Origin of the sequence: Pseudoalteromonas sp. SWYJZ12 (assembly GCF_015864395.1) — a bacterium.
GTDB classification, from domain to species: Bacteria; Pseudomonadota; Gammaproteobacteria; order Enterobacterales; family Alteromonadaceae; genus Pseudoalteromonas; species Pseudoalteromonas arctica.
Map to the genome: position 1 here is coordinate 45,272 of NZ_JADYXH010000016.1, position 21,379 is coordinate 66,650.

Sequence of the window (21,379 nt, forward strand, 5' to 3'; positions counted from 1 at the left end):
TCACTCGCTTTGCGCCACACACCTCTGCTCTTATTTCTTTGTTAACCTCTTCATGAATTGTTGATTTGCAATTTGCGAATCAAAATAATAAAAAACACGTTTATACATCTTAATCCACTGATTATAAATACAAAAACCCTTGGTCTCATACTTGCTACCTATACAGTAAGCAAATTGAGGGAAAGGCTTATGTTAAAATTTATTTTTATACTATTACTAATATCTTTTACCGCTATGGGCAGTGAAAGTCATTTAGATTATATAGAAAATGCAAATGGTGAGCGGGTACAAAAAGTATCGCACTTAGTTAAATGGACGCATACTCGCTTTGTGTTTACCCGTGATATTTCTCGTATTGCACTTGGCCACGAAACAACACTTGATGTGAACGTGGTAAATGGCCGTGAGCTACTAATTTTAGCTAAAAAGTTGGGCCGTACATCTATGATGGTGTGGTACGACGATAAAAGCTCTGAAACATTTTTACTTGGCGTAACCGAAGACTACAGCGTACTAGAAAATGCCTTAAACGACATCCATCCTGACGTACAGCTAACCATAGCGCCTGATCGCCATGCTGTTGTATTACGTGGTGAAGTACCTACTATAAATTATCGTCATGCCGCTTATGAAGCTGCAAAAAACTACCTTTATGCCAGTAGCTCACAAGCATCACAACCCGTTATCACCTCAAATCCTAACCAAGGTATGTTTAATTCACTTGCTCAACGCTTGCAAGGCTTGGGTAACGCAAACGGCGGCAGCTCTCAAAACTCGAGTAAAGTCGCTATTATTAATTTAATAAAAGTAACTCAAGCACCCAAGCCAAAAGAAGAGCGTATTAGCGAGGTGATTAAATCAATGGGCGCAGATAAAGTGACCATTAAGCGCATCTCGGTTGATGAGTTATCAAATGACGACAACGATGTGTTTTTACTTTCCGGCTCTGTAAAAAATCAGATAGAGCTAGTGCGCTTATTAAATACAATTAATAAGTTATTCGAACCAGAGCAAGCATTACAAACTCAGGGTTCTCCTCTTGATCCTAATAATTTAATGGGCGGCGCAACGCAGGATAAAAGCTCAGGTATTGAAGTACTTGCCAACGAGTCAGGCGGTTTAATAAATGATGCTACCTCAGGATTAAATTTAAGCAATGTGAGTTCTAATATTGCAAGAGCAACGTTGCTGTCAGTGGCTGGCGGTAAAGTTTTATCAAGTATTGAAGTTGAAGATTTACCGCAAGTGCGTGTATCGGTGCAGCTATACGAAGTAAATCAACGTAGGTTAAAGCAATGGCGCCCAGATATTAGCGTGCTCTCTAATGGATATGAAAAAGAAGCGGGTTTATTTGGCCGTGACGGTATGACTAATCGTGAATCTGGCTCTGCAACAATAGAAAATGCGCTGCAATTAATTGGCGGTCAATTAACTAATAACTTACAGCTTTCTACCTCACAGTTTGCTATTGATATGTTATTTTCATTACTTGAACAAGAAGGTATTTCTCGAACGCTTTCTCGCCCTACAATCACGGTTTTAGCCGGTGAAAGTGCCGTGTTTAAAGTCGGTGGTGAAGTACCTGTACCTACAAGTTATAGCCCATCTGGAATTACAAGCGGTCAGCAAGGTAGTAGTGGGTCGGTGTTTAGCGGTACAGAATTTAAATCATTCGGAGTTGAATTAAATGTACGCGCCATGGTTGACGACAAAGATAGAATAACACTTGATCTAAACCCAGTAATTTCATTACCCGATACCACGTTAACCGCCGAAATTGCACAGAGTACAGGCAGCAGTTTAAATAGCAGTGCATTTAATACACGCAGCATGCAAACATCAACACGTTTAAAAGACGGACAACCTCTTATTATTGGTGGCTTAATTAGCACCGATAACAACGCAAGCCACGACTTTGTACCTGATGGCAACGGCAATAGCATGCTAGGAAAGTTAAGCGAAACAACCAGTAAAAGTGAAAACAACCGCGAGCTAATTATTGTTGTTACTCCAAACCTGGTGCGTGAGCCAATTAATACCTTACGTTCGTGGGAACAGGCAAATATCGACACCCAAGTACTTAGCTATATACAGGAGCAAGGGCTATGAGAATATTTTATATTATTTTACTGCTTACTTTATCGGGTTGCGCTCATATTGATTACAAGCCAACAGTAAATCCTTACAACGCGCTGGGTGACATCGTTAAAAAATACCAATTAAATGCCCAACCATTAAAGTGTGAAGGTATAAATGCAAGTAACTGTTTAAACCTAGTGCATGAGGTGAATCAGTTAATGCTTGAACACCCCGATAACACGGCAATACTGTCGATATCGGCATATGTACTTTATAAAAGTGGCCGTGCTAATCAATCTCAACAGGTTATAAACACATTACTGAATAAAGCTAATCCACCATTAAATGCAATTACTTTAGGGGTTACGTTAGCAATAGAGCAAGGTAATTTAGCTAAAGCAAAAAGTATTGCTCAATACGGCGTCGATGTTTTTGGTACACATGCTTCACCATACCTGCAAATGGCCTCTATACATTATGCTCAGGGCAGTTACGTTATAGCTTCAAACTACTTAGAGCTTTCGGTTAAGTTTGGTTTAAATAGCACCGCCTATTTTTACCATAAAGGGTTAATTGAAGAAGCGAATACCAATAATTTATTGGCCTGTGGCTACTATGAGCAAGTTTTACGTGCAGAACCCACGCATAAAAAAGCACTTGCTAGGCGCGGTAAACTCTCCGTTTTAGGTAATTGTTATTCTTAAGGCCTTCGGGCCTTTTTTTATACCTAAAATTTGGCATTATTTAGGAGCCAAAACCACTTTATTATTTATCAAAAATAGGAGTAAAGCTTACGCTCATCCTACGTTTTATACGTAACCTCACAAGATTGCTTTTAATATTTACTCCTTACACTATCCATCAGTTTTAATAATACTTTCAATAACGTAAACCTAGCATTAAGTATCTAAAAATTATTTTTTAATATTGATTTGCATTTTGCAAATCAAAAATGAAAACATCTAATAAACAATAACCATTAAAAACATAACCAACTGTATTTAATGGTTATTTATAGCTGGCATGGTCCTCGCAATATGTAAAGTGAGCATAAGCTCTTCTAATTTAAAGGCTACGATTATGAAAACTATTAAACATAACTTAAATAGCAAAAAGCAAAAAGGTTTTGTACTAACGTCAGAGCTAATCATTCTTTCTACTTCAATGGTAGCAGCACTTGTAATTGGTTTATCTACATTACGTGACTCGGTAACCAGTGAACTTGAAGATGTAGCTGAAGCAATTGGCTCACTTGACCAAAGCTATGTATTTGACGGCATGATTAACGCCGAAGGCACAGCTGAAGTGTCTGGCTCTGGGTTTGTGGATTCAGTTGATGTGTACGCAGGCGATGGCAGTTCATTCACTTTTGTTGCATCAGACTTTAGTGAAAGTGCCGCACTTGTTAATGCAACACCAAGCGGCGATGCTGCAACACGTACAGCAGCAGGCGGTTCACAAGGTAACTAACGCAAGGTACCCAATATAAGGCAACCAGGTTTGAATACCAAGCTTAAGGCTCACTGCCACAAAAGTGTGGCAGTGAAAGTTACTCTGGAGGAATATTATGAAAAGTAAAAGTAACAAAGGCGCAACCACTGCGGCTCTCACATTACTCATCACCTCTGGCATGTTAGCTTCGGCTTTGGGCATTAGACAGGTAAACGATGAAAATAGCGTAACAGCCTGGGTAGTAAACAAAAATATGTCAGCCGGTCAAACAGTAACCGTTCACGATGTAGAGCAAAAAAGTATAGATCCAAGTAACTATTCAAATATTGCACTGAGCGTTCAAAACCCACGTGCATTAATTGGTCAAAAATTAGCAACTAACAAAATGGTTGAACAACCCTTGTTCGACACCGATTTTATTAGAGCGAAAAGCCAAAATTTATCAGAAGCCATACCGGCAGGGCGTGTTTTATATACTTTAAAACTAAACACCTTAGATATTCCGCTTTCGCGCATACACAAAGGTGACCGACTCGACATAGTCGCTAAAACTAATCGCTTAGTAAGAACAGTTGCCCGTGATGTACAGCTTATTGGTGTTTCAAAAGGTCCTAAATCGCAAGCCGCTAAAAGTGGCGTAATGGATAATTTAGCTAAAGAGTCTAATTCTGCTGCGGGCGGTGTTTCATTAGTCCTTGCGGTACTTCCAAAAGATGTTTATTCGTTGGCGGGTATAGATAACGCCGACAAAGTTTCAATTATTGTGCATAGCGCTTATGACATTGAACAGGGTCGTTTGCAAAACTTTTCACGCTTACAAACCAGTCGCACAATCGAAGTGGTTAAAGGCGTTAAAAATGAAGCTGTATATGTAGCTAAGTGAGTTTTTATGTTTAATTTATCAAGCAAACATGAAGAAGTTCAAACCAGTTTAAGTACCTTTGAAGAGCTTAAAAAGCTATTGCACGATGCCGTTATCGAAGAGTACGAACAAGAGCCAACCGCGCTTTTATCAAGTAATGTTCTCGAAAAAATCTCTGCTTTGTGCAGTGAAATTCCACAATTTAATCAATCTTCATTTAACCAACATCAACAAGAGCAGGTTGTTCAGGCTGTATTTGATGAAATTCAAGGCCTGGGACCTATTGCACAGTTTATGCTGGACGATCAGGTAAGTGATATTTTAATAAACGACACGCAAGATATTTGGATTGATAAACAAGGCAAACTACTTTGCACAGCCAGTAAGTTTGATGACGAACGCCATTTACGCCGATTTGTTGATCGCTTACTTGATGGTTGTGGCCGACAAGTCAATGCGCTTATGCCAATTGTTGATGGCAAACTAAAAGATGGTAGCCGTGTTCATATTATTGTACCGCCTGCGTGTACCAGCGCAGCTATTGTGTCTATTCGTAAGTTTAACCATAAAAAAATAAACGATGACTTTTTAGTTAATAACCATTTTTTAGATAAAAACATCTTATCATTTTTAAAAAGTGCAGTTAAAACAGGCGTTAATATTTTAGTGTGTGGCAATGCCGGGGCTGGTAAAACGTCATTATTGAACGTACTTGCCAACTCAATTAATCCAAATGAACGTGTTGTAACCATTGAAGAAAGCGCTGAACTTAATTTGCATCACAACCACGTTGTGCAATTAGAAGCCCACGACACAAACAGCGATGGTAAAGGTGCAGTTAGCCTAAGAGATTTAGTAAAAGCAGCCCTTAGAATGCGCGCAGATAGAATAATTGTTGGAGAGGTACGCTCAGGCGAGGTAATCGATATGCTCCAAGCAATGAACTGTGGTCACCAAGGTTCGATGACGACCATACATGCTAACAGCGCAAATGATGCCGTTATTCGTTTATCTACCTTAGTGCAGTTACACAATGCACAACTGAGCGATACCCATACAAGTTCGCTAATCGCGTCGAGTATTCAACTTATTGTGCATGTTTCTCGCTCAACTAATGGCACCCGAACTCTAAAAAGTATTGGTGAAATTAAGCGTGTTAATGGCGGCGCACATTTTAGCCCGCTTTATAGTATTAACGAAGCAGAGCCAGTACAAAGTGAGTTAATAGATAACTCAAGTGTTATTGAGTTTATGAAAGGCCAAGGCGCAAATGCACAAGAATTAAAAGCATTACTGCACAATAACCCGGAGGCTAACAATGACTAAACTTGATTATTTATTAGCTATAGCGGCGGTTATAACCTTTGTACTTGCAGCTAGTGTGTTGGTTTCTTTGTATGCTAAAAATAAAAGCAACCAGAGCGCTAAAAAAGTAGATATTTTAGAAGAAAAAGACGTACTTACTTTGTCACTACGAGTGCTAGGCTTAAACATAAGTAACGCTTGGTTTATAAGCATGGCGTGTTCGCTCTCTAGTAGCTCATGGTTTTTAGCTAAATTATATTATCCAGAGGCATCAACCAGCGCGTTTATTATTTCAATCGTGGTTTTTGTAACCTGTTTTATAACTGTGATTGACTTGGCTCATTATAAATTAGCAAAATTTGAGCATCATTTTTTAGAATTTATTGAAACCGTACAATCGTGTTTAAGCACTGGGCTATCGCTACAGCAATCAATGCAGTTTGCTGATGAACATGCAGACCCATATATAAAAAAACAAAGCACCTTACTAATACAACGCATGAGCATGGGTAGTGATGCCGAAACGTCGTTTGCCCCTTTAATTGAAAGATACAACTGCGAAACCGTAAGATTGTTTGCTCATAGCATCATTACACATACACAAAGCCAGTGTGATTTAACCGATATGCTAAAAAGCGTATGCAACATGATGTCGCTTCGGACCCTCGACCGCCAACAGCTAAAAGCTAAGCTTTCGGGCACTAAATACGCTGCTGTATTTAGTGGTTTTTTACCTTACGCACTAATTCCTTTATTCAGCTATACCGATCCAACCTGGTTTGAACCATTATTAAACGACCCTAATGGGATTGCATTTATAACGGTTGCGCTTCTTTGTCAGCTATTTGGTTTTTTATGGCTACGCCTTAGCTTAAGGGTAACATTATGATTGATATACTTTTACTTATCGGACTTTTAGTAAGTATGGGGTCATTTATCCATATTCATAGGCAATCTCTTAAAGTTGAATTAGATAAACCCGATACTAAAAACATTAATTGGTATCCGCTAATCATCATCTCTAAACGTCAATTAAGACAAGCAGGAATTCAAATTAATAAAATATTAATAAGCCTGTACTGCTTCAAAGTGGCTGCTACTTTTAGTGTATTTACGGTTATAGAACTAACAGGTTATGAGCTGAGCCAATCGATTAAATTATTACTGTGTTTTATGTGTTTTTTTGCACCCGAATGCTGGTTTTTATTACGTAAAAATCAACGTCAAACCACTATTAATAATAGTTTAGAGTTTTTTTTACGGGTTTTACTGGTTTACATGCGCGCTGGATTTTCACTAGAGCGCTCATTTGCACTGGCGGTTGATCATGGATTAAGTCAAAAACACCCATTATACAAAGAGCTAAAGTTATTTTTATTCGAACTAAGCGCAGGTAAAGATCGTGAATTTGCATTTAATTCACTTTTTGAAAGAACCGGCGTATTAGGAATTAAAAAGCTCGCCAACTTAATGTTAATAGGGTCAAAACTTGGTACGCCACTTATCCAAGCAGTAGAGGCTCAACTTGAAGGCCTAGCTCTAAAAAAGAACATTTTACTCGCTAAAAAAGTAAACAAAAAAGCGATGCACACAACCTTTCCCATTATCTTAATTTGTTTTCCGATGTTTTTGGTATTGGTGTTTTTTCCCGCAGCATTACAAGTAATGAACGTACTTAAAATGCTTGTAGAAGTGTTATAGGAGCCTGATATGAAAAAGCATTATCAACAAGGGTACATACTTACTATTGAGCTTATATTAATTATAACTATTTTAATTATTGGCTCAATTGGCGGGGTGATTTTAGTCAGGGATGCCCTTATTAAGCGCCATCAAACTAAGGTAGATAATCAAATTACTGTAGTCGACGCTAATAATAGACCACTCGGTATTGCTGTAAGTTTTGATGAGCACCAAGCACCACTCATTTTTTATACAGACCGTGGAGCAAACAACACGTACAGGGCATTAATAGGCATACGAGACGATAGGTTTACCTCGCGAGAAGCTGTTTATTACGATGCTCCAAATTGCCAAGGTAACCCGTGTTTAAAGGGCTTAAGTGACGAAGCAACAGACAGCCAAGGTGTTAGCAAGTTAAATAATACCGGTAATGTAAGTTATATAAATGCGCTGCAGCAAGGTCCAAATTATGCAATAGGGCAGTTAGGTAATACCGTTATTGGTCAGTTATTAAGAAGCACGCCACAACAATGCCCAGCTAATAGTGAACAAATTCTATCTCGTTATGTATCGCAAAAAGTAGTAACAGGCTCACCTTGTGAAAGCTTTGAAATAGATAAGCAGCCGGCCGACAGCAGTTGTTTAGTTGGGGTAACAGCTTTAGGTAATCCACTTTTAGGTACAAGCGATCAAGGTTTATCGCAATCGTGTGATACATGCCAAACGGGGTACGAATCGCAAGGTGACATACTTGATTTATATTTACCTCAGGTAGAACCGCTTTTAAATACAGCCCTTAATGCGCTGTCATTAGTTGGTATTGGAACAAGTGTTGATATAGAGCTAGGCACTATATGCTGCCCAGAAGGGACACGCTTAGAAGAAGATGAAAACATTGTAGAGACACTCGTCTTCACTATTTTACAAACTACATTTGACCTCGCCGGTATTGATTTAGTAAATAACCTTATTATTAGTGAAACACTGAGCTTAATAGGGATTGAGCCAGGCATTACATATTGCAAAACATCACTTAATTTAGTTAATGCAGAACAAGTAATTAATATCACCACAGGCGAACCTGCACTTAGTAGCTTAACACCACCATTTAAAGTTTTACTGCCAGTACATAGCGGCCAAAACAGTACAACGTGGATACATACTCCCCCAAAAGGGGAAGGAGAACGTCAATGAACGCCTCAAATATATTTACCTCACATGCTAATGTAGCAGATACACAAACTGATGAAATATCAACAGAAATTAAAGAAACGCTAACACTACTAAAACAGTTTTATGATGTTTCAATTGTTAAATTTATCGATTTTAGAGAAGTTTATTCAAAGCAGTTAATAACCTGCAACGATAAAGAAAGCGTCGAAAATGAGTTATTAAGCTATCAAAAACGCTGTACACAAGAAAAACTATATCTATTTGAAGATACTTTTTTTGATGATGTATCAAACAACACGCACAAATTAATTCGTTTTTATGCACAATATCCAATTTATAGTGTCACTAATAAATTAATTGGCGTAGTGCTGATGGCCGATTTAGCACCTAAAACATTAATAGGTTCACAAAAAGATCAGTTTATTTCATTTGCTCAATTATTACAGACACAGTTAAATAAAAATTCAGATTCAGTAAGTAATCAAAGTACTAAGCCTGCGAAAAAAAATTATGGTGAAAAGTATATTCATGTATTTAGTTTAGCGCCCGTCGCATTTTTAATTGCATTAGTATTATGCTCATTCACTGCATTACTTCTTTATACTATTGAAAAAAAAGAGCTACAAAGTAATTACAATCAACAAACCCAGCAATTACGTAAAACGTTATTTAATGCATTAGAGCGATTTGATAATCAAGGATTGTATATATCTCAAAAAGATTTAGTTATTGCAGGCTTTTTACAAAGCCAAAATAATCATACAAAAGAGCAGCTTAGTAATTTAGTGCAGAGTCAGGTTTCACAAAATTTAACTTACAAAGGGTATGTTGTGTTTGATTCTGAGTATAACCAGCTTGCACTTTGGTCAAAAAATAATTTTGATTTAGCCGCGTATGGGTTTACAAACTGGTTAGAAAAATTTAATAAAAGAGCGAATAAACAAGCAGTAGAAGTATTTACGGTTGCTGATACGGCCTTCTTAATTTCTGAAATAAAAATAAAACAAGGCTCTATTTATACACTTACAGCATTTGATTTAAGTAAGTTTTTAAAAGCCGTTATTGGCAAATTAAACACTGAAAATTATAACGTTTTTATAGCAACACCACAGTTTACTTTAGGAAAACAAGGAGAAGTAAACCCGAGTATAATTAAAAATAGTATTAGCGCTTTAAGCAGTCGTTTTCCTCCTACTTGGCGCTTGCATGTGCAACCAATGAATAAAATAGTACGACCACAAATAACTAAATACAGTTTAATTAGATTAGGGTTAATCTCTTTTTGTGTATTCGCGTTTGTGTATTATTTTTTACGTTTGCCAAGGCGTTTACACAGTGAAATAAAACAAAAAAATCAGTTAATACTCAATAGAGAAGAGCTTTTTTCAAGTTCTCTGGATGCATTGCCGCATGGGTTTGCTATTTTTAATAGCCACGAATTTCCTGTGATTACCAACAATGCTTTTAATCTTTTATTTGCACAGGTGAATAAACAAAACAGTCAGCTATCGTATAGCCAGCTGATAAGTATTGCGCAGCAGCATAATATTATAAATCATTACCATGAACATCATAAGCTTGATGATGATCGTAACCAATTAATAGATATAGGTTTTACAGACGGGAAGTGGATAACTGTATTACAAAGACATACAGATTTTAATGGTTTCGTTTGCTACTTTAGAGATGATACAGAGGCACATCAAAAAGAATGTTTACTCGCTGATGTTCTCGAAAAATCAAAACAGACAAATCAATTAAAAGAAAAATTTGTTACAAGGCTTAGCCGTCAGTTAAAAACGCCTTTATCATCTTTAAAGTCATTAGTTGAAATATCTAAAGATCCAATAAGCTTTAACGAATTTAAAAACAATGTGGGGAACATTTCTGATGCATGCGACCAGCTCGAAAGTGTAATTCAACAACTCGTAAATATAAATAAATCGGAAATAGGTAAGTTAAAGCTTCAGGCCAAAAACGTAAACCTAAATCAAATGATCAATAATAACATGTCGATTTTAGCTAAAGAGGCTGAAAATAAAAGAATCGCTCTTAAAAATAATATTACGCCTGAATTAACGGTCGCAAGCGATGAAAAGTTAATTTCTCAATTGGTTATTCAATTAGTGACTGAGGTTTTGGATTCATCAAATAATACAACGCTTTCAATTAACGCTCAGATTAAAAATGAAAGTAAACGTAATTACTTATACCTCGATTTTTCATTAAGTAATTTGATCGACAGTAGTAACTTTATAACTGAGCTTAAAAGTATATCGGGTGATGATATAACGCGCTTTATAGATGATAAAGACGTGTCATTAGAGTTAAAGTTTTTTATTTCAATATTTAAAATGTTAGGTGGTAAAGCGATAACTGTAAGTAGTAACGCGAATAAATCAACGATATCACTTTCTATGTTGGTCAACATAGCAACCAAACAAGGTAAAGACAATGAGCAAGAAGTACCAAGTAGCTCGTTAACAAATAATGATTTAGTAAAAGCTAGTTTAGTAACTAACAAACACCAAAACACGCTATTACTGGTTGATGACGATCCTCTTGTTGAGATTGTAATTAGAGCGATGCTAAAAAATGAGAATATTAAAATAGATTACGCGCGCAGTGCAATAGAAGCGATGTTGATGGTATCGCAAAACAGTTACGACATTATTTTAATGGACATAGTAATGCCAGAATTGTCGGGAACTGACGCTATGTTAAAAATTAAAAAACACAGTGACAATTTGAAAACTAAAATAATTGCGCATACATCGACACCCGATACAGATTCAAAATACGTTAACCAGGGCTTTGATGACATGCTATTAAAACCAGTAAAACAAGGTGTATTAATAAATCAAATAACACGCATTTTAAAAGATAAATCGTTATAAATTAGCGAATATTACTGGAACAGTAATGAGGTAAAACATGAAAAACACTATTGAAAATATGGCTGAAGTTATCGAGTTTAAAGTAACGCCAATAAATAAAACTAAACGACTGCTTTTAGTAGATGATGACTTGCTAATAGAAATAGTAATTAGAAAAATGCTTAACGAAGAAAATATTTTAATAGATTTCGCATCAAGTGCTATAGAGGCGCTACTTATGGTTTCTCAAAATATTTACGATATTATTTTAATGGATATAGTAATGCCGCAATTTACAGGCACCGACGCAATGCTAAAAATAAGAAAGCATGCTGACGCATCAGCAACAAAAATTATCGCTCATACATTTAGTGAAAACGAAAATAGTGATAACAAGTATGTGAAGCTTGGGTTTAACGGCCTGTTATTGAAGCCAGTTAAGCAAAGTGTATTAATAGAAAATATTAGATATTTTTTGGAATGATAAATTGAAACAGTAGGGCAGTTAACTATTTTTTATTTATAGCTTACTAAAAAGTTAAATTATAATTTTTGAAAGCACTAATGTTTATTAGTGCTTTTGTGTATATGAACCTTTAATTTATTTAAATTTATAAAAATCCTTTAATAAGAATAATTATTTCAAAGTATTACAAACTACGCTTTTGTAATTGTTGCATGTATACGAGTCATCATTTCACACTTCTTAAAGCGGTTTGATAATCACAATTATTAAACACTGCATATTATAAAGTCAGTAAATTTATTTAGCCTAGAGCCCACGTATCACACGGGTTTAACTTTTAAAACATTAAGATTTTTTAATAACTAATAAATACTCATATTGGGACGGAATTTGCTTTATAAGGCTATATTCTAATTTTATAGTTTACTAAATATTATAATTTTTAAAGTTAAAGAGGCAAAATTATGAACAAGACACAGTACGTTACAGTAGAAGGTCATCAAATTGCTTATCAAGAAATGGGACAAGGAACACCTTTATTATTGATACACGGAATACCAACCAATAAATTTTTATGGCGAAATGTGATGCCAAAACTTGCATCACAACATCGAGTAATAGCGCCTGATTTACTAAACTTTGGTGAATCTGATATGCCAATTAACACCGATGTTTCTATAAATGCGCAATGTAGAATAATGTGTAAATTTATGGAAGAACTCGGTATTTCTAAAGTTAATATTGCTGCACATGATATTGGTGGTGGTGTTGCTCAATTAATGGCTGTAAATCATCCAGATAAAGTAAACGGGTTGGTTTTAATTGATAGTGTATGTTTTGATTCTTGGCCAATACCAGAATTTGAACCTTTGCTAGAACCAGGTGTAGAAGAAAAAACAACTGTAGCTGAATTTGTGGATACATTAAGAGATTTCATGCCCAAAGGTGTTTACGACTCGAGCGTAATGACTGAAGAGTTGATGAAAATATACTTAGCACCATGGAGTAATGAAAAAGGAAAAGCAGCTTTATTTAGTAACATGCGCAGGCTCAATAAAGAATATACCGAAGCTATTACAGGTGATCTTAAAAGCTTACCTCATGAAACACTCATAATATGGGGTAAAGAAGACAAATTTCAAAAGCCAAAGTATGCGCCAATGTTAGAAGAAGCAATTCCAAATTCATCATTGATTTGGATAGATAAAGCCGCTCATTGGGTTATTGATGAACATCCAGATAAAGTGTCTGATCTTATTAGTGAATTTATGAATGATAAAACATTCTAGTGAATTACTAGGGTTATTAAAAAGCTATTTGTTTCAATACGTTAAGTTTGATTGGGTAAAGTAGCGAATAGGCAATCATTGTAATACCGCTTGATTATATTAATAACCAAGCGGTATTTTTATATGTTCAAGAAGCTAATACCGTAAATGGGTAAGGCACTGACTATTAAGATAAGTAGGTTAATGCTTATTAAATAGTCAAAATATCGCGTTTATACGTTAATTAATGAAGGTGAGTAACTTGGTTATGTATTTATTTATACTATTTAACATAATATAAATTATAGGTAGTTAATATATATATAGAAAGAGCGCTTAAAAGCACCCTTGCTATGTCCAATACTAGACGGTATCGGACATTAAGTGATTTTATTACAATAACCGGTATTACTAATACAGATACTTTATTTATCAATTTGTTTAATCAATACTTAATAAACGCTCAGCTGTATATTCGTTAGTAATTAATCCACTGATCATGTTTGACCTTACTGCGCCCAAAATGGCTAACACTTTTTCTTCACCAGCAGCTATCGCATAAATCTGTTTGTTAGCATTGGTTTTTAATGGCGTACTTGCTACACGCTGATTAACTGTGCAATCTAAAAGCTTACCGTTTTTATCAAACACCCAACTAATCATTTCACCAACAGCACCAAGATCTTGTAACTCTTTAAGTTCTTGCGCATCAATAAAACCATCTATATGTAATGGCGACTTTTCACCTAAGCTACCAATACCCACAAATGTTACATCGGCATCTTTAGCGAGTTTTAAATTACCGGTAATATTTTGTTGTGCATGTAACTGTTCTTTTTCTTCAATACTTCTTGGTAAAACTGGCAATGGCATTGGGTAATGTTTTGCATTGGTGTGTTCGGCCATTCTTACTACAACATCATAAGGTGAAGCCGATCCATCCAAAGCCATATTACCTAGCATTGCTACAATTTTATGTTGCGGACAATCAACAGTTCTTAGCTCATCTACACATGAACGTAAAACTCGACCGGTTCCCATAGCAAGTACTTTGGGTTGTTCTGATTTTAAATGACGTTCTATTTCAGCCGCGCCAGCTTGAGCCAAACCTAATGTAGACGATGGTTCAGACGGATCGCTCGGTACAACTTCGCACGAATCTAACCCAAAACGGCTTTTTAATTTTTCGGCCAAATCCATACATTTAGCAATCGGGTGGTCAAGTCTAACTTTAATTAATCCTTGGCTCACAGATAATGCGACCATTCTTTGTGCAGATTGACGAGATATATTTAGCTTTTTAGCAATTTCATCTTGTGTGTTACCGCCAACATAATATAACCACCCTGCTCTGGCTGCATCATCTAGCTTTCTAATTTCTGTATTTGATAGCTTTACCACGTAAACCTCTTAAAATATAAGGAAAACTAAATCCTTATTTTCATTACATAATTTTAATTATATGTGCTGCTATATAAATTATTTTATTAATTTTGGAATATCTATTTATCAATAACGTTTTTGTTATTTATAATTGTAAATATACCATTCCTTAATAAAAAATACCTAGGTTTCATAGGATTATGTAATTAGAATTTAGTTGATAGCACCCTTATAAAGGTGCTATTTAAGGTAATTAAAAAATTGGCTTTAGCGTATTGTTAAACCATCTTTATCAAACTTTAATATTTTATCTGCCGGTGCGCTTAGGTAAATACTGTCGCCATATTTTAATGGGCAATCACCATCCGCTTTTACTGTTACGGTACCTTTGCCTTCAATATTTATATGTAAAAAGCTCTCCGATCCTAAATGCTCAATTACACCTACAGTTCCAGCCCAAGTACCTTGCTCAGTAGAGAGTGTTATATGCTCTGGTCGTATACCAATACAGCTAACATTCGCATCTTCATTTTGTGGAGCATCTATAAAATTCATTTTTGGCGAACCTATAAAACCAGCTACAAATTTGTTTACAGGGTTTTTATAAAGCTCTAGAGGTGTGCCTACTTGTTCAATAATACCGGCATTAAATACCGCGATTCTATCTGCCATTGTCATGGCTTCAACCTGATCGTGTGTAACATAAATCATTGTTGTAGCTAAACTTTTATGTAATTCAGATATTTCTAAACGCATATTTACACGTAGTGACGCATCAAGATTTGAAAGTGGTTCGTCAAATAAAAATGCCGAAGGCTGACGTACAATTGCGCGCCCTATCGCTACACGCTGGCGCTGACCGCCCGACAATTGCCCAGGCTTTCGGTCTAAATAATCGGTCAAATTAAGTATTTTAGCGGCGTTAGCAATTTTACTTTCAATTTCTGCAGGGCTAACCTTGGCTCTTTTTAAAGGAAAAGCAATATTGTTGCGTACAGTCATATGCGGATATAACGCATAGGATTGAAACACCATTGCTAAGCCTCTTTTTGCTGGCGGTGTTTTAGTTGCATCTACGCCATCTATTTCTATATTGCCACTGGTGGTATCTTCAAGCCCTGCAATCATACGTAATAATGTTGATTTACCACAGCCCGACGGACCTACAAAAACAATGAACTCACCATCTTTTATTTCTAGATCGAGTGGTTTAATTACGTTTACTTCATCAAAGTTTTTAGTTACTTGTTTTAGTGTGATGCTGCCCATGTGTATTCTCCTATTTTACTGCGCCGAAACTTAATCCACGCACTAATTGTTTTTGACTAAACCAACCAAGTATTAAAATTGGCACAATGGCCATGGCAGATGCTGCCGATAACTTAGCGTAAAATAACCCCTCAGGGCTTGAGTAACTGGCAATAAATGCCGTTAAAGGTGCAGCATTTGCAGCGGTTAAAATAAGTGTCCAAAACGCTTCGTTCCACGATAAAATAACATTTAGCAATAACGTTGAGGCTATACCTGGTAAGGCTATTGGCAATAAAACATGAAATATTTCTTCACCAATTGTTGCGCCATCCATACGTGAAGCTTCAAGTATTTCGTTTGGTATTTCTCTAAAGTAGGTGTAAAGCATCCATACCATTATTGGTAAGTTAATGAGTGTCATTACAATCACTAAACCTAATTTTGTATCGAGTAACGCAAAGTCACGAAACAATAAATAAATCGGAATAAGTACGCCTACTGGCGGTAACATTTTGGTTGAAAGCATCCACATTAATAAATGCTTTGTTTTTTTAGTTTGTACAAAAGCCATAGACCAAGCAGCAGGTACAGCAATTAATAAACCCAGTAAACTTGAACCTAGCGATATAACTACAGAGTTCCAAAAATGGGTAAAGTATGGCGAACGTGACAGTACATCGCGGTAGTTTTCGAGTGTCCAATCGAATGCATATAAGCTTGGACTTGCTGAAATTGCTTCAGCTTCCGTTTTAAAGCTGGTGATTAACGTCCATAAAATTGGAAAGAAAATCATGCCGCTTATTGTCCATGCAGCAATGGTATAAATTAGTTTGGAACGACGGCTATCTTTTATAGTCATAATTAACCCTCCAAGTTTTTGCCAATTAAGCGCATTAAAAATATAGCGACTATATTTGCAATAATAACTGCAACTATGCCCCCTGCCGAACCGCCGCCTACATCAAACTGAAGTAGCGATTGCGTATAAATTAAGTACGTTATATTGGTTGACGAATAACCAGGACCGCCACTAGTTGTGACTAATATTTCAGCAAAAATTGACAGTAAAAATATAGTTTCGATTAATATAACCGCAGTTACAGCGCGCGATAAGTGCGGTAAAACGATGTAAAAAAACTTACTAAATGGGCCAGCTCCGTCCAAATCAGCCGCTTCTAATTGTTCACGGTCGAGTGATTGTATTGCTGTTAGCAGTATTAATGCTGCAAATGGTAACCACTGCCAAGACACAATAATGATGATTGAAAATAATGGCATTTGAGCAAAAAAGTCGATAGGTTCAAAGCCAAGCCAAATTGCAAAGTGTGCAAATAAGCCATTAACTGGGTTCATTAGCATGTTTTTCCATACCAATGCCGACACAGTTGGCATTACAAAAAATGGAGCTAGTACCATAATGCGAACGTAGTTTCGTCCCCATATTGCTTGGTCTAGTAAAATAGCTAAGCCAATACCACCACAAATAGTGATAAGTAAAACCCCAGTTACTAGGTAAAGCGTGTTAAAAAATGATTCAAAAAAAGCCGGATCAGTTAGGAAAAATTCATAGTTTAAAAAGCCTACAAACTCTTTATCCCCAGGAACGAGTAAGTTGTAATCAATAAATGAAAAATACAGTGTCATACACAGCGGAACTATCATCCAAGCAAGTAATAAAATTACACTAGGAAGAAGCATAAACCGAGCAAGCGTGCGCGAGTTAGTTGTTGCCATAAAGGTGACCTTAAAAAAGCCAATTCTATTTACTTGTTAACTATCAAGTGAAAATCAGAAACCCTTGATAGTGTTTATAACTAACAAGTAAATAGAATTGACATAAAATATTGGGTAAGTTTGAGTACTTACCCGCCCATTACATGCTATTTAGGATAGCGAGCTTTACGCATTGTTCGCTCAACGAGGTGCTGAGACGTACTAAGCGCTTGCTTAACGGTCATTTGGCCAGTTAATGCTGCTGAAAATTGTTGCCCAACAGCTGTACCAATTCCTTGAAACTCAGGAATAGCAACAAACTGAATACCTACATAAGGCACCGGTTTAACGGTTGGATTTTTAGGATCTGCAGATTGAATAGAATCTAAGGTAATTTGCGCAAACGGTGCTGCGTCCATGTACTTTTGATTACTGTAAAGTGATTTACGTGTACCTGGCGGTACTTTTGCCCAACCTTTTTTGTCGGCTACAAGTTGAGTGTATTCTTTAGATGTTGCCCAGCTAATAAATTTCATTGCGGCATCTGGTTTTTTGCTGCTTGCCGGCACGGCTAAAGTCCAAGACCATAACCAGTTACCGCGTTTACCTAGACCGTTATCTGGCGCAAGTGCAAACCCTACTTTATCGGCAACTTCTGAGTCTTTTTTGTTAGTAACAAATGCGCCTGCAACGGTTGCATCAATCCAAATACCACATTTTCCGGTTTGGAATAGTGCAAGGTTTTCATTAAAACCGTTTGCAGATGAACCAGCAGGACCAGATTCTTTCATAACATCTACATAATACTGAAGGGTATTTTCCCACTCAGGGGTATTAAACTGAGGTTTCCAATTTTCATCAAACCAACGCGCACCAAACGAATTTGCCATGGATGTAATAAGCGCAACGTTTTCGCCCCAACCCGCTTTACCACGTAAACAAAGACCATAAACACCTTCTTTTTTATCGGTCATGGCTTTGGCAGCTTTGCGTATAAAGTCCCATGTTGGGGCTTTAGGCATTGTCAGCCCTGCTTTTTCCATTAAGTCTGTGCGGTACATAACCATTGAGCTTTCGCCATAAAATGGCGCAGCATAAAGCTTGTCGTTAATCGTTAAACCGCTTCGGATTGCAGGTATTAAATCGTCTAAATCGTAGTTTTCACCTAAATTATCTAATTCTTTTAACCAATTTTGTTTGCCCCAAATTGGTACTTCATAAGTACCTATGGTCATAACATCGTATTGTCCGCCTTTTGTTGCTACATCGGTAGTGACACGTTGGCGAAGAATGTTTTCCTCTAGAGTGACCCATTTTAGATCTATATCAGGGTTTTGGCTGGTAAAGTCACTACTTAATTCTTTCATGGTGATCATGTCACCGTTGTTAACAGTCGCTATTGTAATTGTTTCTTTTGCCGCAGCGCCCATGCTTATAAAGCCGCACGCGAGCATAATTAATTTATTTTTCATCGGGTATTCCCCATACACGTTATGTTTTAACAAGTGCTATTAAATTTCAATCTATTGCCAATTCTATTTATGGCAGTTTTAACGCATAAAACTGCCCGCAAAGTACCTTGTTAGGTCCTTTGTATAAATAGTTAGACTAATTGGATAATGACTTAAAATTTAACAGATATTTCAGAAGTGAAGCCGTCAAATCCTTTACCGATTTGGCCGCCCGAATTAACACCTTCTTCTTGGTTAACATACTCAACTTTTAAAAGCGTTTTATCGTTAAACCAGTAACCTGCGGCTACTTGAATACGCTCTACTGTGTTGTCTGTTTGTTCAATTAAGTCGGAAGTGTTTTCGGCTTCTGCATAACGAGCCGCTACATATAGCTTTTTAGGGATTAGATATTGTTGTGCTTCAAACACGAAGTACTCAACCGATGAGTCGCCTTCTATTACACTGTTTGAATCAAAAGTCGTGCCGTTTTCATCAGCTATGCCGTTTGTACCAAAGTAGGTAATACCGGCAACTGCATTACCAGCGGCATCTGCAAACGTGTAATCATCAGATGATTTACCAACCATAAAAATTAGACTAGTTTCGTCAGATGGTTGATAAGCTAAATTAAGCTGGATGATTGATTGCTCAAGCCCTGGCATTGCGCCAACGTGAGTGTCACGCTCGTTTGAAGGTGACGCAGAGAAGTTATAGTTTTCACCATCGCCAAAGCGATAGTTTGTTGTGGTTACACCATCAAGACTGGCTACGCCGTTTTCAAAACGTAACTGGTCGCCTTGATTGGCTTTTAATAAGTTTAAGCCTGCTTTAAAGCCACCTTCAAATTCTAGAGTACCTTGAAGTCGGTAGTTATAACCTCTGTCTTCTTGAAACGCTTCACCAAAACTAGAAGTCGTAATGTGACCTGTAACATTATAAGCACGTACTACACCACTATCGAAAGTTTCGCTGTAACTTAGCTGTGCACCGTTTTCTGCGGTTGCGTAATCGGTAATACCATTACCAATAAGTGCATTACTTTGGTTATCTGCGCCGTCTTGAAAACCTTTAAATTGAAATGGTGAGCCACCAATATTACCCAAACGCAGTGTTAAATTTGCGTTTTCTTTTGGTGTGCCATAAAGACCTAGTAAGTCAAATTCAACACCTGCAAAATCGTTGTGAAATGAAAAGTCACGATCTTCGCCACCAAAGTCATTAGGCTCTTCTGCAATATCTATATCGGCAGTGATGAACTCGTTAATATGAAATTTAAGCATTAGATTTGCTCTAATACGGCCAAATCCTGACTCTTGTTCTTCATCTTCTGGACGAAATGCGCCGTCTTTAGCTTGAATTGACTGAAAGTTTTGCATTAGTAAAAAGTCTACGTCAACGCGATCTAAATATTCAGAAATATCAGCCTGTGCTGGAGCCGATGTAGCCATAGCTGCCGCTATGAGAGAAATTGCAAATTTAGTCTTTTTATTATTCAACATAATAAGCTCTTTATTTAGTGTGGTGTGTGATGCCAACTTTATTAAATTGCATATTCATTTAATGAAATTGGTATTAATTCAGTGTGTGTAGATGAGGCTGGCTGAGCAAAACATTAAATAGTTAATGAAATTGCACTTGTGAGCATAAGCCCATCTGATGAGCATAATCACAGAATGAATTTAGAAGGTCAACGATTTTTTATTACAAAACGTTTACAAAAAATCGAATTCATATGTAAATATTTTTGAATCAATAAGTTAAGTAGCAAATTTGTTACATCAAATTTTGAAGAAATAAAGTGTAGGATTAAGGGATTTATTGTAGATACGTCATTATTGTTCATTACAATTAATGAAAATATAAGTTAGTAGAAGATAAGAGAGCAGATAATCCTTTAAAAATAGGTTGTTGGGCAAACCTATAAACAGTTTATTTATTAGTGTTTTTTAAGTAACGTTCTTGAGCTTATGATGGGGTTAGCTTAGTATTAAAGCACTTAGATGTATTCAAAATAGAAGTAACCTACATATGGAATTTGTTCGCCCGCTAGAGCCCATCCTCATTATTGATGACGTTAAGGAAATTCGTGATTATCTAAACCAAATTTTAACTGACTTAGGGTTTGAAGATATATTAGAAAGTGCTGATTTTAGCTCTGCCAAACCTATTATGGACAATAAACCGCCAGGCGTTATATTTGTAGATGTAGATTTACCTGACTCTAACGGTGCAGAGATATTGGAATACATCAATAGTACTTACCCGCACACTCATGTTGTTATGTGTTCGGGCCACAATAGTCTCGAAAACGTACAAAACACGTGGGAAATGGGCGCTAAAGGCTTTATTGCAAAACCTTTCAACACAAAAAAAGTAGACACTGTAATGAAGCGTCTTGAAATAATAGAATAATA

18 protein-coding genes are annotated in these 21,379 nt (G+C 36.6%); 12 read left to right on the plus strand and 6 right to left on the minus strand.

Features of this window, described 5'->3' with window-relative positions:
• Positions 1–189: 189 nt before the first annotated feature.
• The 11 genes from I6F42_RS15330 (at position 190) to I6F42_RS15380 (ending at position 13,185) form a co-directional block, all read left to right on the plus strand.
• Positions 190–2,109, plus strand: coding sequence for a pilus assembly protein N-terminal domain-containing protein (locus I6F42_RS15330; protein WP_024609061.1), 1,920 nt, complete (start codon positions 190–192; stop codon positions 2,107–2,109).
• Positions 2,106–2,783 carry a lipopolysaccharide assembly protein LapB gene (locus I6F42_RS15335; RefSeq protein WP_165726045.1) on the plus strand — a complete coding sequence of 226 codons (678 nt, stop codon included), beginning with the start codon at positions 2,106–2,108 and terminating at the stop codon, positions 2,781–2,783. The genes I6F42_RS15330 and I6F42_RS15335 overlap by 4 nt, the downstream gene beginning before the upstream one ends.
• Before the next feature lie 376 nt (positions 2,784–3,159).
• Positions 3,160–3,549, plus strand: coding sequence for a hypothetical protein (locus I6F42_RS15340; RefSeq protein WP_010552792.1), 390 nt, complete (start codon positions 3,160–3,162; stop codon positions 3,547–3,549).
• Between the two features lie 97 nt (positions 3,550–3,646).
• Positions 3,647–4,414 carry a hypothetical protein gene (locus I6F42_RS15345; RefSeq protein ID WP_007586678.1) on the plus strand — a complete coding sequence of 256 codons (768 nt, stop codon included), beginning with the start codon at positions 3,647–3,649 and terminating at the stop codon, positions 4,412–4,414.
• Between the two features lie 6 nt (positions 4,415–4,420).
• Positions 4,421–5,719 carry a CpaF family protein gene (locus tag I6F42_RS15350; RefSeq protein ID WP_010552794.1) on the plus strand — a complete coding sequence of 433 codons (1,299 nt, stop codon included), beginning with the start codon at positions 4,421–4,423 and terminating at the stop codon, positions 5,717–5,719.
• Positions 5,712–6,587 (plus strand): type II secretion system F family protein, encoded by an 876-nt coding sequence (locus I6F42_RS15355; RefSeq protein ID WP_121955001.1) that lies wholly within the window; start codon positions 5,712–5,714, stop codon positions 6,585–6,587. Before I6F42_RS15350 ends, I6F42_RS15355 begins: the two co-directional genes overlap by 8 nt.
• Entirely contained in the window at positions 6,584–7,399 is an 816-nt protein-coding gene (locus I6F42_RS15360; RefSeq protein WP_197152707.1) for a type II secretion system F family protein, read from the plus strand. The genes I6F42_RS15355 and I6F42_RS15360 overlap by 4 nt, the downstream gene beginning before the upstream one ends.
• 9 nt (positions 7,400–7,408) lie before the next feature.
• Positions 7,409–8,575: a hypothetical protein gene (locus I6F42_RS15365; protein WP_165726040.1), complete on the plus strand. Its 1,167-nt coding sequence runs from the start codon at positions 7,409–7,411 to the stop codon at positions 8,573–8,575.
• Complete coding sequence (locus I6F42_RS15370; protein ID WP_197152708.1) at positions 8,572–11,451, plus strand: hybrid sensor histidine kinase/response regulator; 2,880 nt, start codon at positions 8,572–8,574, stop codon at positions 11,449–11,451. Before I6F42_RS15365 ends, I6F42_RS15370 begins: the two co-directional genes overlap by 4 nt.
• Positions 11,452–11,488: 37 nt before the next feature.
• On the plus strand, positions 11,489–11,914 hold the full coding sequence (locus I6F42_RS15375) for a response regulator (protein WP_010552799.1): 426 nt from the start codon (positions 11,489–11,491) through the stop codon (positions 11,912–11,914).
• Positions 11,915–12,360: 446 nt separating this feature from the next.
• Positions 12,361–13,185, plus strand: coding sequence for an alpha/beta fold hydrolase (locus I6F42_RS15380; protein ID WP_010552800.1), 825 nt, complete (start codon positions 12,361–12,363; stop codon positions 13,183–13,185).
• A 420-nt stretch (positions 13,186–13,605) separates the two neighbouring features.
• Here I6F42_RS15380 and I6F42_RS15385 read toward each other — a convergent pair whose 3' ends face one another.
• The 6 genes from I6F42_RS15385 to I6F42_RS15410 all read right to left on the minus strand — a co-directional run bounded on the left by I6F42_RS15385 (position 13,606) and on the right by I6F42_RS15410 (position 20,464).
• Positions 13,606–14,565 (minus strand): sugar-binding transcriptional regulator, encoded by a 960-nt coding sequence (locus I6F42_RS15385; protein ID WP_002960874.1) that lies wholly within the window; start codon positions 14,563–14,565, stop codon positions 13,606–13,608.
• A gap of 249 nt (positions 14,566–14,814) precedes the next feature.
• Complete coding sequence (locus I6F42_RS15390) at positions 14,815–15,816, minus strand: ABC transporter ATP-binding protein (RefSeq protein ID WP_197152710.1); 1,002 nt, start codon at positions 15,814–15,816, stop codon at positions 14,815–14,817.
• 10 nt (positions 15,817–15,826) lie between these two features.
• Positions 15,827–16,657 carry a carbohydrate ABC transporter permease gene (locus tag I6F42_RS15395; protein ID WP_024589367.1) on the minus strand — a complete coding sequence of 277 codons (831 nt, stop codon included), beginning with the start codon at positions 16,655–16,657 and terminating at the stop codon, positions 15,827–15,829.
• Between the two features lie 2 nt (positions 16,658–16,659).
• On the minus strand, positions 16,660–17,532 hold the full coding sequence (locus tag I6F42_RS15400; RefSeq protein WP_002960879.1) for a carbohydrate ABC transporter permease: 873 nt from the start codon (positions 17,530–17,532) through the stop codon (positions 16,660–16,662).
• A 146-nt stretch (positions 17,533–17,678) separates the two neighbouring features.
• Positions 17,679–18,983 carry a sugar ABC transporter substrate-binding protein gene (locus tag I6F42_RS15405; protein ID WP_007377152.1) on the minus strand — a complete coding sequence of 435 codons (1,305 nt, stop codon included), beginning with the start codon at positions 18,981–18,983 and terminating at the stop codon, positions 17,679–17,681.
• Between the two features lie 152 nt (positions 18,984–19,135).
• On the minus strand, positions 19,136–20,464 hold the full coding sequence (locus I6F42_RS15410) for a hypothetical protein (RefSeq protein ID WP_007377151.1): 1,329 nt from the start codon (positions 20,462–20,464) through the stop codon (positions 19,136–19,138).
• A gap of 529 nt (positions 20,465–20,993) precedes the next feature.
• Here I6F42_RS15410 and I6F42_RS15415 point away from each other — a divergent pair.
• Complete coding sequence (locus I6F42_RS15415) at positions 20,994–21,377, plus strand: response regulator (RefSeq protein ID WP_010552804.1); 384 nt, start codon at positions 20,994–20,996, stop codon at positions 21,375–21,377.
• Positions 21,378–21,379 lie beyond the last annotated feature (2 nt).

Excerpts from the sequence above, each read along its gene's own strand:
- I6F42_RS15330 (WP_024609061.1), top strand. The coding sequence starts at position 190 with ATGTTAAAATTTATTTTTATACTATTACTAATATCTTTTACCGCTATG.
- I6F42_RS15335 (WP_165726045.1), top strand. The coding sequence starts at position 2,106 with ATGAGAATATTTTATATTATTTTACTGCTTACTTTATCGGGTTGCGCT.
- I6F42_RS15340 (WP_010552792.1), top strand. The coding sequence starts at position 3,160 with ATGAAAACTATTAAACATAACTTAAATAGCAAAAAGCAAAAAGGTTTT.
- I6F42_RS15345 (WP_007586678.1), top strand. The coding sequence starts at position 3,647 with ATGAAAAGTAAAAGTAACAAAGGCGCAACCACTGCGGCTCTCACATTA.
- I6F42_RS15350 (WP_010552794.1), top strand. The coding sequence starts at position 4,421 with ATGTTTAATTTATCAAGCAAACATGAAGAAGTTCAAACCAGTTTAAGT.
- I6F42_RS15355 (WP_121955001.1), top strand. The coding sequence starts at position 5,712 with ATGACTAAACTTGATTATTTATTAGCTATAGCGGCGGTTATAACCTTT.
- I6F42_RS15360 (WP_197152707.1), top strand. The coding sequence starts at position 6,584 with ATGATTGATATACTTTTACTTATCGGACTTTTAGTAAGTATGGGGTCA.
- I6F42_RS15365 (WP_165726040.1), top strand. The coding sequence starts at position 7,409 with ATGAAAAAGCATTATCAACAAGGGTACATACTTACTATTGAGCTTATA.
- I6F42_RS15370 (WP_197152708.1), top strand. The coding sequence starts at position 8,572 with ATGAACGCCTCAAATATATTTACCTCACATGCTAATGTAGCAGATACA.
- I6F42_RS15375 (WP_010552799.1), top strand. The coding sequence starts at position 11,489 with ATGAAAAACACTATTGAAAATATGGCTGAAGTTATCGAGTTTAAAGTA.
- I6F42_RS15380 (WP_010552800.1), top strand. The coding sequence starts at position 12,361 with ATGAACAAGACACAGTACGTTACAGTAGAAGGTCATCAAATTGCTTAT.
- I6F42_RS15390 (WP_197152710.1), bottom strand. The coding sequence starts at position 15,816 with ATGGGCAGCATCACACTAAAACAAGTAACTAAAAACTTTGATGAAGTA.
- I6F42_RS15395 (WP_024589367.1), bottom strand. The coding sequence starts at position 16,657 with ATGACTATAAAAGATAGCCGTCGTTCCAAACTAATTTATACCATTGCT.
- I6F42_RS15400 (WP_002960879.1), bottom strand. The coding sequence starts at position 17,532 with ATGGCAACAACTAACTCGCGCACGCTTGCTCGGTTTATGCTTCTTCCT.
- I6F42_RS15405 (WP_007377152.1), bottom strand. The coding sequence starts at position 18,983 with ATGAAAAATAAATTAATTATGCTCGCGTGCGGCTTTATAAGCATGGGC.
- I6F42_RS15410 (WP_007377151.1), bottom strand. The coding sequence starts at position 20,464 with ATGTTGAATAATAAAAAGACTAAATTTGCAATTTCTCTCATAGCGGCA.
- I6F42_RS15415 (WP_010552804.1), top strand. The coding sequence starts at position 20,994 with ATGGAATTTGTTCGCCCGCTAGAGCCCATCCTCATTATTGATGACGTT.